Genomic DNA, 15,806 nt, shown 5'->3' on the forward strand with positions numbered 1-15,806 from the left:
ATGCACCGATGCCCGGTCGACTCATGGTCCCGCCAGCACGGACGCATGGTCGGGCACGGATCGGCGGACCGCGGGTCTGCGTGGATCAGGACGGGGCGGGGATGGCGGGCCAACCGGCCTGGACCGCACACGGTGCGCCGAGATCCGGCGGCCCGCCGGCATGCCGACCGCCCACCGGATCTCGGCGGCATTCCGGCACGTCAACTCCCGACGCCGCACCGCGTGTCGCGGCCCGTCGCGGGCGACCAAACATGGCGTTCCAGCGGGAACTCGCTCGGCCCGTCTCACCATGTGGGCTGTTTCTCCCAGATGATGGACGGGTGCCATGCTACTCCTCGTGGTGGTGGCGGGTGTTTCCTCCTCATCGGTAGGCGGGCGACGCTCCGCCGCCGGCCGGCGATCGCGCTCGGTGTCGGTTGGGACCGATACGGTGGAAGGGTCCGCGAGCTCGCGGTGCCAGCGGTGGGGTGGGCGGTCGCCGTGAGTCCGAGACAGGTAGGACCTGGTGCGGCGGAGGTGAGGTGAGGGGCACGTGGTCACCACGGCCCGGATCGTGGACGGTCGGCGTTCGGGTCGCCGGCCCGCCACCAGCGCGTCAGAACTCGAGCACCTGGCGTTGCGGATGTTCACCGAGCGAGGTTTTGAGGAGACGACGGTCGACGACATCGCCCGCGAGGCGGGCATAGGCCGGCGCACCGTCTTCCGGTATTTCGCGTCCAAGAACGATCTCGCCTGGGGAAACTTCGACGCGCACCTCGAGGTCATGCGCTCGGCACTCGCCGCCGCCTCGGCGGACGAACCGATGCTGACCGCGCTGCGCCGGGCGATTCTTGACTTCAACACCTATCCGTCCGCCGAAGGCGCCTGGCTGCGTCGCCGCATGACGCTGATCCTGCGCACGCCGGCCCTGCAGGCGCATTCGACGCTGCGTTTCGCGAGCTGGCGCGCGGTCGTCGCCGAGTTCGTCGCGCACCGGACGGCGCAGCCCACGGCCGCGCTGCTGCCGCAGGCGGTTGCGGCCGCGCACCTCGGGGTGGCGGTGAGCGCCTACGAGCAGTGGCTCAAGGCCGACGGCGCCGACCTTGTCGCCATCCTGGATGAGGCGATCAGGATGCTTCATGTCGGTTTCGCCGTCGCGGATCGGCATGGCGGTCGGCGGCTCGCGGCGGACCAAGCGTCCAACTGATTGCCGCGTGCGGTAGCGCGAAGGCCCGCCAGCTGCCAGGCTGTGCACCCATCGAAGCGAACCGATGACTTTTAGTAGTCTCTGGCTGGCTGGTGGGAGGAAGCGCTCCATGGCAAGCACGAGCTCCAGGAACGGCGCCGAACCGAACGGCGCCCGACCGAACGGCGTCGGCCTGCGCGGGACCGTCGGCGGGGCCTTGGTCAGCCCCACGTTCGTGTCGCCCGCGGCGCCACCCCCACCGGGGGGACCAGGCCGGGACGGCACGTCGGGGACGCCGGCCGCCGGCGGGACCGGCGCCACCCGCAACGGCTCCTCGGTGATCGGCGGAGCGCCCGCGTCACCCGGCACTGTCGCGCCGGCTGACGGGAGTCCGAACGCCGCGGGCGCGACAAGTTCGTCCTCGACGGCAGGCACCGCGGGATCAGCCCGCGCCATCCCCACCACCACCAGGTCGGGCGCCTCGGCGGGATCCGGCGGTTCCACCTCGACGCGATCCACTGCCGCCACCGCCCGGGTGACGGGTGCGGCACGGCAGGCCGCCGCGGGTGGGGACGCGGCCGGGCGAGGCGCCGTGAAGTCGAACGCCGCCAAGGCCACCGCGGCCCGTGGCACGAGCGCCGGCGCCGTGAAAGCGACCGCGAGCAGGACAGGCACGAGCAGGACAGGCACGGCGAAGGCGGGCACGGCGAAGGCGGCCAGAGCCGCGACGGGCGCGGCGGCGGCGTCCGCGGCGACGACGCGATCGCCGGCCACGCGGGCGAGCACGAGCCGCGCCGCCACGGGCAGCGCTGGAGCGGGCGCGACGCGCACCACGACCGGGTCAACCCGCGCCGGAGGGACGGCGACGTCGAGGACATCCGCGTCGAGGACATCCGCGTCGAGGACAGGTGCCTCGAGGGCCGGCGCCACCAGAGCAGGCGCCGCGACATCGGCCTCCGCGTCCAGACGGGCCTCCTCCTCGACGTCGGGAACTCCCTCGGGGGCGGCGACCTCGCCGGGGGCGGTATCCACGCCGGCCCGGCGCGCGGCCTCGTCGCGGCCAGGATCCCTCGGCCCCGCGGACATCCGGTCCGCGACGCTGCGCCTACCCTTCGTGACCGCTCGTTTCGAGGTCAGCCCGCCGCCGGCTCCCGGCGCGCTGCGCATCGGCCCCGTCGCCCTGCCCACTGCCCGTCGTAGCGCCTACTACCTGGGGCTGGGAACCCTGGCCGCGATCGAGCTGATCGAGTGGCCGGTCGCCCTGGCGGTCGCCGCCGGTACCTACATCGCCGACCAGGCCGGGTCCGGCCGCCGTGACATCCGGCACCGCGCCGCCGGGCGTGCGGTGGCCGGACGGGCGCGAGGCAGGGCGTCCGCCCGTGTCGACGAGGACGACCTGGCTGTCGAGATCACCGCGGCGGTGCCCAGCGAGCTCGGCCCGCTCGGACTGTGGCGTCGAGTCCTGCAGCTGGAGCCCGCAGGCGGTCCGCGCGGCGCGGGCGGGCGGCGCGGTGCTCCCCGCGCCGGCACCGGTCACCGCGGTGCCGGTCGGGTGGGATCGGTCACGAACGGGCACGGCCGCCGGACCTGAGCGGGGACGGCGCGGCCGCGCGTGGTGCCCGCCGACGGCCGCGTCGGCGCGTGTCGGCCGCGCCGCGCCTGCCGCGGCCCGCCGGCGCCCGCGAGACGGCGGCGCCCGCGAGACGGCGATACCCGCGGGGCCGGTCGATGCCCGCCCGCCCTGGCCCCGCCCACGGAGCGGGGAGCGCGCTCCGCTAGCGTGGGGCGAGTGCAGGGGTGTGTGGGCAGCGGGTGGCCGGTGAGCGCGGGGCGGGGTCGGGTACGGCCGGCGGGCGGCGACGGCCAGGCTGACCCGGTCGCCGGCCGGGCTCGATGAACTACCTGAAGGGGACGGTTCTGGGCCTGGTGCAGGGGCTCACCGAGTTCCTGCCGGTGTCCTCCAGCGCGCATCTGCGGGTCACCGCCGCGCTCGCCGGCTGGGACGATCCCGGCGCGGCCTTCACCGCGGTCACCCAGATCGGCACCGAGGCCGCCGTGCTGATCTACTTCCGCCGCGACATCGCCCGCATCCTGCGGGCCTGGGTCGCCTCGATCACCCGCCGCGAGGCTCGCGCGGATCCCGACGCCCGCATCGGCTGGCTGGTCCTGCTCGGCACGATCCCCATCGGCCTGCTCGGCGTGACGCTGCAGGAGGCGATCGAGGGACCGTTCCGTGACCTGCGCCTGATCGCGGCGACGCTGATCACGCTCGGACTGATCCTCGGCGGCGCCGACTGGTACGCGAGCCGCGGCTGGCCGGCCGGGCGCCACGCGGTACCGCGCCGGCGCAAGACCCTCACGGACCTGTCGGTCCGCGACGGTGTGCTCTACGGCCTGGCCCAGTCGGCGGCCCTGATCCCGGGAGTGTCCCGGTCCGGGGCCACGATCAGCGGAGGCCTGCTGCTCGGCTACACCCGGGAGGCAGCGGCCCGCTACTCGTTCCTGCTGGCGATGCCAGCGGTGCTCGCCTCGGGCCTGTTCGAACTGCGCAACATCGGCGGTCCGCGGGACGCCGGCGCCGAGGCCGCGCACGGTGCGCCCTCGGCCACTGGCCCGGACGGGTCCGCCGGGGCCGCAGTGGCGGTCAGCGGCGCCGACGCGGAGGTCGCCTGGGGGCCGACGCTGGTCGCCACGGTGGTGGCGTTCCTCACCGGGTACGCGGCGATCGCCTGGTTCCTGCGCTACATCACCACCCGCAGCTTCGCGCCGTTCGTCGCGTACCGGGTCGGGCTGGGACTGCTCCTGTTGGCCCTGCTTGCCGCCGGTGCCCTCGACGCGCGGTCGGGCGCCGAGGTCGACTGAACCCCCGCGGGCGGACCGGCGCCGGGCCTGTCGACTACGGTGGGTTGACACCTTCATGCGACGTGCGGGGTACGGCACGCGCGGTGTGGAGCGCGTGGTGACCCGTGAGGCGCGGGGACGCGGGGGACACGTGTCGGGGCACGAGCGGGAGGACACGATGGATCGGCCAGAGGTCGCGGGAGCGCGACCGTCCCCGGAACAGGGATCCGCCCGGGAGGCCGCCGTCGAAGCGCAGTCCCGACCGCCCGCGCCGGCGGTGGGCCTGACGGCCGCCGAGGTCGCCGAGCGGATCGCCGACGGCCGGGTCAACGACGTGCCGACCCGCTCCAGCCGCTCGTTCGGCGAGATCGCCCGGGCGAACATCTTCACCCGGATCAACGCCATCATCGGCGTCCTGCTGATCCTCGTGCTCACCGTCGGCCCCCTGCAGGACGCCCTGTTCGGCGGGGTGATCATTGCCAACACGCTGGTGGGGATGTTCCAGGAGCTGCGCGCCAAGCGGACTCTGGACCGGCTCGCCGTCGTCGGGGAGAGCCGACCCATGGTGCGCCGCGACGGCGTCCCCGCCGAGATCCCGGCCGCCGAGATCGTCCTCGACGACATCCTCGAGCTCGGCCCCGGCGACCGTATACCGGTCGACGGTGAGGTCGTCCAGGCCGAGCACCTCGAGGTCGACGAGTCGCTGCTCACCGGCGAGGCGGACCCGGTCCACAAGCAGCCCGGCGACCAGGTGATGTCGGGCAGCTTCGTCGTCGCCGGCACGGGCGCCTTCCGCGCCACCCGGGTCGGCCGGGCGGCCTACGCCGCGCAGCTCGCCGAGGAGGCCAGCCGGTTCACCCTCGTGCGCTCCGAGCTGCGCACCGGCATCAGCACGATCCTGCGTGTCGTCACCTGGATGATCATCCCGACCGGGATCGCGCTGATCATCAGCCAGATCGTGGTCAGTGGCGACGACCTGCCCGAGGGCATCCGCCGCATGGTCGCGGGACTCGTGCCGATGGTGCCCGAGGGGCTGGTGCTGCTCACCTCGGTCGCCTTCGCCGTCGGTGTCGTCCGCCTCGGCCGCCGCCAGTGCCTGGTCCAGGAACTTCCGGCGATCGAGGGGCTCGCCCGCGTCGACGTCGTCTGCCTGGACAAGACCGGGACGCTCACCGAGGCGGCGATGGACGTCGCCGAGCTGCGGGTCGTCGCCGCCGACGACGGTGGCGACACGCGGACGCTGGCCCGCGACGTGCTCGGCGCGCTCGGCGCCGCCGACGGCCGGCCCAATCCCAGCATGAGTGCGATCATCGAGGCCTGCCCAGCGCCGCCCGGCTGGGCCGCGCGCGCCGACGCCCCGTTCTCCTCGGCCCGCAAGTGGAGCGGGGCGAGACTCGCCGACCCCACCGGCACCGAGGCGACGTGGCTGCTCGGCGCACCGGACGTGCTGCTGCCCGCCGGCCACGAGGTGCTCGGCGAGGCCGACGCCTACGGCGAGCGGGGCCTGCGGGTCCTGCTGCTCGGGCGCTCGTCCGCCGCGCTGGACAACGCCCTGGCAGACCCGGCGGGCGTCCCCGACACCGTCACGCCCCTCGCGTTGGTGGTGCTGGCCCAGCGGCTGCGCTCCGACGCCGCCGACACGCTGCGGTACTTCGCCGAGCAGAACGTGGCGGCCAAGGTGATCTCCGGGGACAACGCGGTGTCCGTCGGGGCCGTCGCGCGCAGCCTCGGCCTGCCCGGCGCGGAGAATCCCGTCGACGCCCGCACGCTGCCGACCGACCGTGCCGGGCTCGCCGACGCCCTCGAGGCGCACTCGGTGTTCGGTCGCGTCACCCCGGCGCAGAAGCGGGACATGGTCGGGGCGCTGCAGTCACGCGGGCACACGGTCGCCATGACCGGCGACGGTGTCAACGACGTCCTCGCTCTCAAGGACGCCGACATCGGCGTCGCCATGGGCGCGGGCAGCCAGGCGACCCGCGGTGTCGCCCAGATCGTCCTGCTCGACAACAGCTTCGCGACGCTGCCGTCCGTCGTCGCCGAGGGCCGGCGCGTCATCGGCAACATCGAGCGGGTCGCGAACCTGTTCCTCACCAAGACCGTCTACTCGGTGCTGCTCGCCGTGCTCGTCGTCATCACCCGGGTGCCCTATCCGTTCCTGCCGCGGCACCTGACCCTGCTGGGATCGCTGACGATCGGCATCCCGGCGTTCTTCCTGGCGCTCGCGCCGAACGCGGAGCGGGCCCGCCCGGACTTCGTCAGCCGCGTACTACGCTTCGCCCTGCCCGCGGGCATCCTCGCCGGCGCCGCGACCATGGTCTCCTACCTGGTCGCCCGCTCGATCTACGACGATCTCGACGCCGAGACGTCGATGGCGACCCTCACCCTGTTCCTCGTCGCGCTATGGGCGCTGGCGATCGTCGCCCGGCCCTACACCTGGTGGCGTGTGGCGCTGGTACTGACCATGGCCGGCGCCTTCGCGCTCGTCCTGGTCGTCCCGTTCGCCCAGGACTTCTTCCAGCTGTCGCTGGTCGGCACCACCGGGCCGTGGACGGCGGTCGGCATCGCGGCCGTGGCGGCGGTGCTGCTCGAACTCGTCTGGCTGGTGGCCGGGCGCCTGCTGGCCGGCGGGGAAGGAGACCACTCCGGCGCGGCCCGCCGGCTGACGGCGCCCCGCAGCCACGTCCGTACCCTGCCCGCGGGCGGCCCCACCTCGGCCTCCGACGCTGGGCGGCCGAGCACCGAGGTACCCGCCGCCGGCCTGTCGCCCGCCGCCGGCCTGTCGGATGCCGAGGCAGCGCCCAGGGCCGTCGTGCGCGAGAAGGCGTCGGGACTCGGCGCCTGAACCCGCCCCCGCGATCTGACCGCTCTGCGGACCACCCCTCGGAGAGCGGCACGTGCCGGGGCGGTCAGCGTGCGGTCGGAGTGCCGCCGTCGTCGGGTGCCTCGCGGGGCCGGGGCGGCAGCGTCGTCGTGCCCTCCGCGCAGGACCGGGAGGGTCCGGAGGGGGCGCCGCTCGCCGACGAGGCCGCGGTGCGACGGCGGGGGCCGTCGTTCAGCCGGGCGAGATAGGCGTTGTACGCGTCGAGTTCCGCGTCCACGTCACCGGCGGCGGAGATACGCCGCTCCCGGGCCCGGCTGCGCCGCTCATCCATGCGGGCCCACTGGGCGACCAGCACCAACAGCACGGTGAATGTCGGCAGCTCCCCGAACGACCAGGCGATGCCGCCCGCCGTGTGCTGGTCGCTGAGCGGGCTCACCCCCCAGGGCCGCACGAGCCGGTCGTACCAGCCGGATCCCAGCAGCGTCGACGTGCTCATGATCGTCAGACCCAGGAAGGTGTGGAAGGGCACGACGGCCAGCAGCATCAGGATCCGCCCCGGGTGCGGCAGCCGGCGCGGCAACGGGTCGATCCCGACGATCAGCTCGAAGAACAGCAAGCCGACGGCCAGGAAGTGGACGTTCATGTACAGATGACCGAGGTGGTTGCGCATGAGCGTCGTCAGCAGCGACGTCAGATACAGCACGTACAGGCCGCCGGCGAAGTTGATCGTGACGACCATCGGATGGGTCAGGAACCGCACCGGCCACGAGTGCAGCCCCGCGACCAGCCACTCCCGTGGGCCGGTGCGGTGCGGCGCCCGTGCTGGTCGCAACGCCCGCAGCGCCAGCGTCACCGGCGCGCCGAGGACGAGGGGGAGGGGTGCCACCATGTTCAGCAGCATGTGCTGGGCCATGTGCACGCTGAGCAGGACGGGGCCGTAACGGCCCAGGCCACTGCAGGTCGTGGCCACCACGATGACCAGGCCGGCCAGGAAGGCGATGGTGCGCCCCAGCGGCCAGCGGTCGCCGCGGCGGGTCAGTCGGAGCACGCCGGCCAGGTAGAGGCCGGCGGCGAGCACCGAGGCGGACAGGAACACCCAGTCGATGTGCCAGTCGATGGCCAGGCGCGCCGCGGTGACCGCCGGCGGCATCGGGTAACCCAGCAGCGCGCGCGTGGGATCGTCCGGTACGAGCGCGTCGTCGACCGGTGGCGCGGTACGGGACAGGCCCACCGCGAGCCCGAGCGTCGCCGTGAGCACCATGAGCTCCACGCCCGCCAGCCGCACGAACCGTCCCACCACCCCGACCGTGCCCGCCGCGCCGGTCGCACCGGCCGGGACGGTGGTCCCGCCGGCCGGGGCGGGCGGCGGGACCAGACGGTCGACGACCCGGCGGCGCAGCAGTCCGCCGAGGACGACGGCCGCGATCAGACCAGCGGCCTTGAGTATCACGAGCAGCCCGTAGCGGGTCTCCCACAGGGGCGTCAGCCCGCCGAGGCGCAGCGCGGCGCTGCCGATCCCGCTGGCCGCGGTCAGGGCGGCGGCACCGGCCGCGAAGCGGCTGTGACGGCGCAGCGCCGCGCCGAACGAGCCCACCGGCAGCCGCACCGCGGTCAGCAGACCGACCAGCCCGCCGATCCAGGCCGAGGCGGCGAGGACGTGCACCGCGAGCGCCACCACGGCGACCGCGTGGTCACCGGACTCCGACGCGTGCCCGGCGAACACCGGGGGCATCAGGCCCGCGGCGGCGACGACGAGCAGCGCGCCGGCGGCCGTGGTCGTCGTCACGGTGCGCCCCACGATCGCGACGACGGCGGCGAGTGCGGCGACCGTGAGCAGCGCGCGGCCCTGGGACGTCGACGAGACGAACGAGCGCAGCGCGTGGGTGTCCAGCACCTCGCCCGCCGGGCGTGCGGAGACGTCCGACAGTGTGAACACCAGCTCGGCGAGGGTCGCCGCCAGCCACACCAGTGCGGCGTTGGCGGCGTGGCGCCCACATCGGCGCGCGGTGAAGGTCAGGTCCCGGCTGCCAGGCCCCCGGTGGACCGCCCGCGCGCCCGCGTCGCGCACGGACGCGGTCGGGGCCGTCTCGTCAGCGGTGCCGGAGGTGCGCGTGGAGGCGTTGTCCGTGCCCGCGATGCCCGCCGGTGCCGCGCCCGTGGTGTCCGTGGTGTCCGTGGTGCCCGCCGGAGTGGAGCTGGCGGGGGAGGTCTCGGCGGCGGGTGCGGGCCGGCGGCGGGCCGGCAGCAGGACGGCGGCGGTCAGGAGCCAGCCGAGGGTCGCCACGGAGGCGACCCGGCCAAGCAGCCGGGCGCAGGGCAGCGCCCAGTAGGTGAAGGTCCCGGACGAGGGCAGCCCGGGCAGCCGCAGCGGGCCCGGACCGAACCCGACGACCAGCGCGAGGACGACGAAGCCCGCGACCACGGCGGCCAGCCACGTCCCCGGCGCCGCCCGGCGCTGTGCACTCGGGGCGGCCCCGGCCGCTCCCGCCGCCGTGACAGGTCGGGCGTCGGAGGTCCCAGCGTCGGAGGTCCCGGCATCGGAGGTCCCGGGGCTGGAGGTTCCGGCGACGGCGGGCTCGGGCGCGGCGCCGCCGGTGACAGGCTCCGGCGCCTGGCCGCCGTCGGATGCCGTGGGCGCGGGCGGACGGGCCGAGGGGGGAGAGTCGTCCATGGCTCAGCGTGCTCCGGTGTGACGTCGCCGGGCGACGGCGAGGACGGTGCCGCCCGCCGCAGCGGCGAGGACGACGAGGACGGTCACCAGGATCCACCAGCCTCCATTTCCGTCGCCGCTCCCGCTGGCGGCGGTGCCCAGCGTGGTGGCGGCGGCACCGGGTGCGGTGGTGCCGGCGGAGGGCGTCGTGGTGGCGCCGCTGGAGGAGGGGGTGCCACCCGGTGTGGTGCCCTGGGCGCCGGCGGTGCTGGGCACCGCCGGCGCAGTGGCGCCCGCGACCGTGAACGCGAACGTGCCGCCGATGGGATGGCCGTCGGCCGACACCGCCCGATAGGCCACCGTGTACCGGCCGTCGCCGAGGGGGGCGAGTGGCTGGCGGACCGTGGTGCCCTCGACGGCGGTGGCCCCGCTGGCCACGCTGCTCCCGTCGCCGCGGGTCACGGCGACGTGCGTGTACTGGGCGGACACCGCCTCGTTGAAGGTGAGCACGATGTCGGCGGGCGCTGTCGACACCGCCTCGTCCGCGGTCGGTGAGGTTGCCACCAGACGGGAGTGGGCCGACGCGGGCGCGGCCAGGAGCAGCAGCAGGCCCGGCAGGACCGCGGTAAGGAAGCCGATGGCGGCGACGGGGAGGCGCCGCCGTCCGGGACGGGGGCGCCCGGCCGGCGCCTGGACCTGTCGTCGCACCCGCAAAATTCTACGCGCCGTAGAAAGCCGCCCCGGCTGCCGTCCGGCGGGATCTGATCGGGGGCTCCATGAGGGTTCTCGGCTGGAGTTACAAGATAATCAACGGTGTTGACGTCGAGGCGCGCTCATGATCAAGATCCCGGGTGCGGGTGGGTGCTGACTGATGCCCCGTTCTCGGCCGCGCGATTGCCCGTGCAGATCACCGGGCAGGCAGCCGTAGGCGGGCGGCCGGTCCGCGCCGCATCGCGGTGGGTACCCGCCACGATCGGTCCGATCCGCAGTGCTCATGTGGCTCAACGGAGGTGCACCGTGCCGATGCCCCCGACGCCGGCGTCCGTACGCCGAATCGTCCGGTCGGTGACCGCACGGCGCGGTGCCGCGCCCGTGGACGTGTCACGTGTCGGCGCCGATGGTGCGGGTGATGGTCGTGACGGCGGTGGAGGCGCAGGCGGCGCCGCGGGCGGCGGGCAGGTGCCGAGGGTGGTGGTCGTGGGCAGCGGGTTCGCCGGCCTGCGGCTGCTTCGGCGGCTGGAGGGATTGCTGCCCGCCGATGCCGCGCGGCTCACGGTCGTCTCCCCGGTGGATCACCTGCCTTACACGTCGCTGATGCCCCAGGTCTGTGCGAGTTCGGTGGAGCCGCGGCATCTGGCCGTGGCGACCCGCGGGGCGCTTCGGCGCACGGTGCTGCGGCTGGGCCATGCCGTGGCGGTGGACACCGAGTGGCATACGGTGACGGTCCGTGGCAACGACGGAACGTTGACCGTACTCGGCTGGGACCGGCTCGTGCTGGCGCCCGGCTCGATCACCCGCACCTTCGACATCCCCGGGGTGCGTGCGCACGCGATCGGGCTGAAGAACCTGACGCAGGCCGTCTACCTACGTGATCATGTTCTGCGGCAGCTGGAGACGGCGGATGCCGCGCCCGACGGCGCGCAGCGGCGCGCGCTGTGCACGTTCGTGGTCGTCGGCGGCGGCTACACGGGCACCGAGCTCGTGGCGCAGATGACCCGGTTCACCCGGCGCGCCGCGGCCAACTACCCGCGGCTGCGCGCGGAGGAGATCCGATGGGTCCTCGTCGACCACGCCCCCGCGATCCTGCATGAGCTCGCACCCGCGCTGGGACGGCGGGCGGCGCGGGTGCTCGCCGAGCGCGGCGTGGAGATCCGGCTGCGCACGGCGGTGACCGAGGTCGGCGAGCGCACCGTCCGCCTGCGGGGGGCAGGCGACGCGGACCGCGACGAGGAGACGATCGAGACCCGCACGGTGGTGTGGTGCGCGGGCGTCGACCCCAGTCCGCTGATGGCGACGCTCGGGTTGCCCACCGTCCACGGCCGGCTCGTCGTGGACGAGTTCTTCCGGGTCGCGGGGGTGGACGGACTGTTCGCGCTCGGCGATGCGGCGGCCGTCCCGGACCTGACCCGAGCGGGCGCGCCGGCCGGGCAGACCGCCCAGCACGCGGTCCGCCAGGCCGGGGTGGCCGCGCGCAACGTGGCCGCCTCACTGGGCCATGGCACCATCCGTCCCTACCGGCATCACGACCTCGGCTTCGTGGTCGACCTCGGCGGACGTGACGCGGTGGCCAACCCCCTGGGACTGACCCTGCACGGCCTGCCCGCCGTGGCTGTGACCCGCGCCTACCACGCGTACGCCCTCAACAACGGTTCCAACCGGGCGAGGGTCCTGACCGACTGGATCCTGGACCTGGTCATCCCCCATCAGATCGTGCAGCTCGGCTTCGCCCGCGGCCAGCGTCCGGGCATCGCGACCGCCGAGGAGACCAGCGTCTACCCCGGCGGTCGCGCGCCGGGCGGGCAGGAGCCCGCCGCCATGACGCCGCCCCCGCACGAAGGTACGAGTCGGCCGGAGGATGCCGCCGCGCGGGACACAGCCTGCGGCACCGTCGCCGACCGCGGGACTCAGGCGGCTCCGCCGGCGCCCGCCGCCCAGCCCGCGCCCGCCGCTGCCCCGCCGACCGGGACCGGATAGGCGACGCGGAGCAGCCTGCCGCAGGCGGCGGTGTTCGAGGCCTCCTGCGGCAGACGGGGATCGACGTCGCTGCGGGCACCGCCGCCGTAGCGGCCGTCGCGATCGGGGTCGACGCCGTGCTGTTCGATGACTCCGTCGCCCGCGCGCAGCTGGGCGGCGATCCGTGGCGTGAGGGTGATGGCCCGCTCGTAGCCGGCGTCGCCGACAGGGAAGCGGTCCAGCGCGTAGGAGCTGTCCGGACTCGTGTCGCCGCGGGTCGTCAGGGATACCGCGATGGGCCCGACCGTCTTCTTCGCGTCCGCCGAGCGGACCTGGCCGTCGACCCCGCCGCCGGTCGCATCGGGACCAGGGCAGGTGTGGCTGGCCCCGATGTGGAGGTGCTGGGCATGAGCCAGCCCGGGGGCGAGGCCGTGCGTGACGATCCGGATGTGCAGCACGTCTGCGCGCAGGACGGCGGTGGCGCTGCCGCGCGCCCCCGAGTGGTTGACCGGGCCGATCTCGGCGTGCAGGTACGCGGGCGCGCCCACGTCGGCGCCGTCGGCGGCCGACGCGGTCGCCGCCCCGCCAGGCCGGGCGGGATGTGGCGCGCCAGCCGGCTGCGCCGCCGCGACGGTCGCGGTCAGGCTCGCCGGGGCGGCCGCGTGGACGCTGGTGAGGACGGGGATGAGGGCGAGGGGAAGCAGTCCCGCGCCGATGCCGCAGAGAACCGCCCGCGGGATGGTCGTACGAGGACCGGAGCGCATCCGCAGTCTCCTGTTCCAATGATCGCCGCCTGCCCTCGGCGCCCACGGGCGTCAGGGGTGGAGCCATCGCGGCTGTCGGGTTGGTGTCACTGCCTGGTAGCCGTCGATGACGGACCCGGATGTCATCCTTGGATGACGTTGTGCAGGTGTCGGCAGAATCGGTCGCCGACGGGTCGGTCGTCTCATCGGCGGTGGTGGATGGCCCGTCCGGAGCAGTCGGTCGCCGATCTCATCCGTCCTGGCTGCGCATCGCGATGTGGGCGCTGCGTAGCGTGGCGCTCTCAGCCAAGGGCATGGGACCGGATCCGTCAACGCGATGATGGGCCGGCGATCGGCCCAGGCCTCGGCTGGTCCGCGAGTGTGAGACCGGCCCGAGCGGGGGAGAGCACGTGTCGACCGACGGGTGGGGGAGGCGCGGCATGGCGCTCGGCGGCCGGATGGACCGGGCGCAGCGCCGACACCGTGGCATCGGCTTCGTCATCGCGGTGCTGTACAAGTTCGGCGACGACCAGGGCGGCTACCTCGCCGCCCTCATCACGTTCTACGCGTTCCTGTCCCTGTTCCCGCTGTTGCTGCTCCTGACCACCGGGCTGGGCTTCGTGCTGCACGGACACCACCATCTGCAGGAGCAGGTCGTCAGTTCCGCGCTCAGCCAGTTCCCGATCATCGGCGATCAGCTGCGCGACGACGTGCAGGCCCTCAGAGGCAGCGGCGCCGCCGTCGCCATCGGGGTGCTCGGCGCCGTGTACGGCAGCCTGGGGGTGGCCCGGGCGATCGGCAACGCGCTGGACACCGCCTGGGCGGTGCCGCGCCGGTCACGGCCCAACCCGTTCTTCGCCCGCGTGCGCAGTCTCAGTCTCATCGGCCTGCTCGGGCTCGGCGTGGTGATGACCACGGTGCTGTCCACCGTCACCACCGGCGCGTCCGCCTTCGGCCGGCTCGCCGCCGGGTTCCAGGTCCTCGCGGTCGCGATCTCCACCGCCGGCAACGCGGGACTGATCCTCGCGGCGTTCACCGTGCTGACGGCCCGATCCGGCCGGGTGCGGGAGAACCTGCCGGGTGCCGTGTTCGCCGCGGTCGGGTGGCAGGCCGTCCAGACCCTCGGCAGCTACTACATCGCCCACCAGCTCAAGGGCTCGACCCAGGTGTATGGCCTGTTCGGGCTGGTCCTCGGCCTGATGACCTGGTTGTACTTCCTCTCGGTCGTGGTCGTGGTGGGCATGGAGATCAACGCGGTGCGGGCGGGCCGCCTGTACCCCCGGGCGCTGCTGACGCCCTTCGTCGACGACGTCGACCTCACCGATTCGGACCGGCGGGCCTACACCTCCTATGCCCAGGCCGAGCAGTTCAAGAGCTTCCAGCGGGTCGATGTCACCTTCACCAGCCAGCCCTCGTCACCACCCGTCCCCGACCAGCCCGCACCCGCGCGCGCCCAACCGGAGCGGGAGGTCGACCCGGCTGGGCCCGCTCCGGCCGAGGCGCCGTCGGCTCAGCCCACGTCGGCTCAGCCCTCGTCGGCTCAGCCCACGTCGGCTCAGCCCTCGTCGGCTCAGCCCTCGTCGGCTCAGCCCTCGTCGGCCGAGGCCCCGCTGGTGGTGTCCTCGCCGGTGGTGTCCCCGCCGGGGGTGTTCCCGCCCGTAGACGACATCGCCCCGCGTGCCGGCGGTGCGCTTCCCGAGGCCGCGCCCACGGACGGGTGAGCGAGCACGACGCGGACGGCCGTCGTCGGGCCACTCAGGTGGCGGGGTCGACCGAGCGCGGTCGCGGATCCGGGTCGTCGGGTAGCCGGATCGGGGCGATCAGCACGGTGCCGCCGGTGCGGTGACCGCCGATCAGGGCCGGCCACAGACCGTCGTTGACGCAGGTGCGGGCGAGGGCGCTGGCCCAGTCGGGCGGGGCGGCGAGGGAGAGGAAGCGGGCCTCCCCCGGATCGCCGCTGAGAACCACGTGCGCGCCCACAAGAGCGTGCCGCAGGGCCCGCTGTCGGGCGGCGGGCTGCGTGGCGGCGGCCGTCCATTCGACCGCGTCCATGCGCGGCTGCCAGCCGGAGGTGTTGACCAGCTCGACCCGCAGTCGGATCAGGCCAGGAGCGCCGCGCTCGACGCCGGCGCTCAGCCGCAGCTCACCCCGTCCCGACCAGGTGTCCCAGGCGACTCTCGTCCGTTCCTCGCCTGCCGCGATCTCCCGCACGCTGCGGCCGGGTGGGGCGTGCAGCGTCACGGTGTGCGAGGCCGCGTCGCCGCGACCATGGCCCGATCCGGGGGTGCGGACCGGTTCCCACGGGCTTGGCCGGGCGGCGCTCGGGTGCGGCAGCCAGCCGCGCGACCAGCCGGCGGCTGGCCCAGGCAGCGGCTGTGGGCGCGCGGCCAGCAGGTCCGCGACGACGACGTCCCGCTCGACCTCGCGCGCCAGGAACTTCACGCGCCGGCCAGCGGGCCGGGTGCCGGCATCGTCTCCCCATGTCTCGCCGTCACCCGGCTGGCCGAAGGCGACCAGCGGGTCGTCCGTGCCCGTCGGGGTGGTGGCGTCGGGCGGGATGCCCGGTGCGCGTCGGGCGTCGCCGAGGCCATGGCGGACGGGCCGCGGCCCGGCGGCATGGTGCAGGACGGGCGGCGGGGACGGCAGCCCGGCCAGGCTGGTCAGCTGCAGCCAGCGTGCGCGGACGTGCACCACCGCGTCGACGTCCGCGGCCAGCAGGCACTCCGCGTGGGCGTATGCCCGTTCCCACGGGTGGCGGGCGGCGTACGCCGCGGGCATCAGAACCCCGGGGCCCCGGCCCGCCTCGGCCGCGACCACACCGCTCGTGTCGACCGCACGCGCCCGGTAGACGGTCGCGTCCGCGATCGTGACCGCCCGGTTCAGCGACGTCCCTGTGGTTCTCATCGCAGCTCC

General features: G+C 74.6%; 10 protein-coding genes. 6 read left to right on the plus strand and 4 right to left on the minus strand.

Annotated features, from left to right (window positions below):
- Positions 1-622: 622 nt before the first annotated feature.
- The 4 genes from mftR to AC6EXY_RS05965 all read left to right on the plus strand — a co-directional run bounded on the left by mftR (position 623) and on the right by AC6EXY_RS05965 (position 6,848).
- Positions 623-1,186, plus strand: coding sequence for a mycofactocin system transcriptional regulator MftR (gene mftR / locus AC6EXY_RS05950; protein WP_499818168.1), 564 nt, complete (start codon positions 623-625; stop codon positions 1,184-1,186).
- A 1,093-nt stretch (positions 1,187-2,279) separates the two neighbouring features.
- Complete coding sequence (locus AC6EXY_RS05955) at positions 2,280-2,756, plus strand: hypothetical protein (RefSeq protein ID WP_499818164.1); 477 nt, start codon at positions 2,280-2,282, stop codon at positions 2,754-2,756.
- 302 nt (positions 2,757-3,058) lie between these two features.
- Positions 3,059-4,027, plus strand: a complete 969-nt coding sequence (locus tag AC6EXY_RS05960) for an undecaprenyl-diphosphate phosphatase (protein WP_499817718.1) — start codon at positions 3,059-3,061, stop codon at positions 4,025-4,027.
- A gap of 157 nt (positions 4,028-4,184) precedes the next feature.
- Positions 4,185-6,848 carry a cation-translocating P-type ATPase gene (locus AC6EXY_RS05965; protein ID WP_499817717.1) on the plus strand — a complete coding sequence of 888 codons (2,664 nt, stop codon included), beginning with the start codon at positions 4,185-4,187 and terminating at the stop codon, positions 6,846-6,848.
- 64 nt (positions 6,849-6,912) lie between these two features.
- Here AC6EXY_RS05965 and AC6EXY_RS05970 read toward each other — a convergent pair whose 3' ends face one another.
- Entirely contained in the window at positions 6,913-9,498 is a 2,586-nt protein-coding gene (locus AC6EXY_RS05970; RefSeq protein ID WP_499817716.1) for a bifunctional copper resistance protein CopD/cytochrome c oxidase assembly protein, read from the minus strand.
- Between the two features lie 3 nt (positions 9,499-9,501).
- Positions 9,502-10,185 (minus strand): copper resistance CopC family protein, encoded by a 684-nt coding sequence (locus AC6EXY_RS05975; RefSeq protein WP_243408088.1) that lies wholly within the window; start codon positions 10,183-10,185, stop codon positions 9,502-9,504.
- Positions 10,186-10,500: 315 nt separating this feature from the next.
- On the opposite strand from AC6EXY_RS05975, the gene AC6EXY_RS05980 reads away from it, so the two are divergent.
- Entirely contained in the window at positions 10,501-12,171 is a 1,671-nt protein-coding gene (locus AC6EXY_RS05980; protein ID WP_423748168.1) for an NAD(P)/FAD-dependent oxidoreductase, read from the plus strand.
- Here AC6EXY_RS05980 and AC6EXY_RS05985 read toward each other — a convergent pair.
- Positions 12,102-12,914 carry a CHRD domain-containing protein gene (locus AC6EXY_RS05985; RefSeq protein WP_101835619.1) on the minus strand — a complete coding sequence of 271 codons (813 nt, stop codon included), beginning with the start codon at positions 12,912-12,914 and terminating at the stop codon, positions 12,102-12,104. The genes AC6EXY_RS05980 and AC6EXY_RS05985 overlap by 70 nt on opposite strands.
- A 389-nt stretch (positions 12,915-13,303) precedes the next feature.
- On the opposite strand from AC6EXY_RS05985, the gene AC6EXY_RS05990 reads away from it, so the two are divergent.
- Positions 13,304-14,614 (plus strand): YhjD/YihY/BrkB family envelope integrity protein, encoded by a 1,311-nt coding sequence (locus AC6EXY_RS05990; RefSeq protein ID WP_499817715.1) that lies wholly within the window; start codon positions 13,304-13,306, stop codon positions 14,612-14,614.
- 34 nt (positions 14,615-14,648) lie between these two features.
- Here the strand turns inward: AC6EXY_RS05990 and AC6EXY_RS05995 are convergent, their stop codons facing one another.
- The gene (locus tag AC6EXY_RS05995; RefSeq protein WP_101835617.1) at positions 14,649-15,797 is read right to left on the minus strand and encodes a hypothetical protein; all 1,149 of its coding nucleotides are present in this window, start codon (positions 15,795-15,797) and stop codon (positions 14,649-14,651) included.
- Positions 15,798-15,806 lie beyond the last annotated feature (9 nt).

This window comes from Frankia sp. RB5 (genome assembly GCF_059816245.1).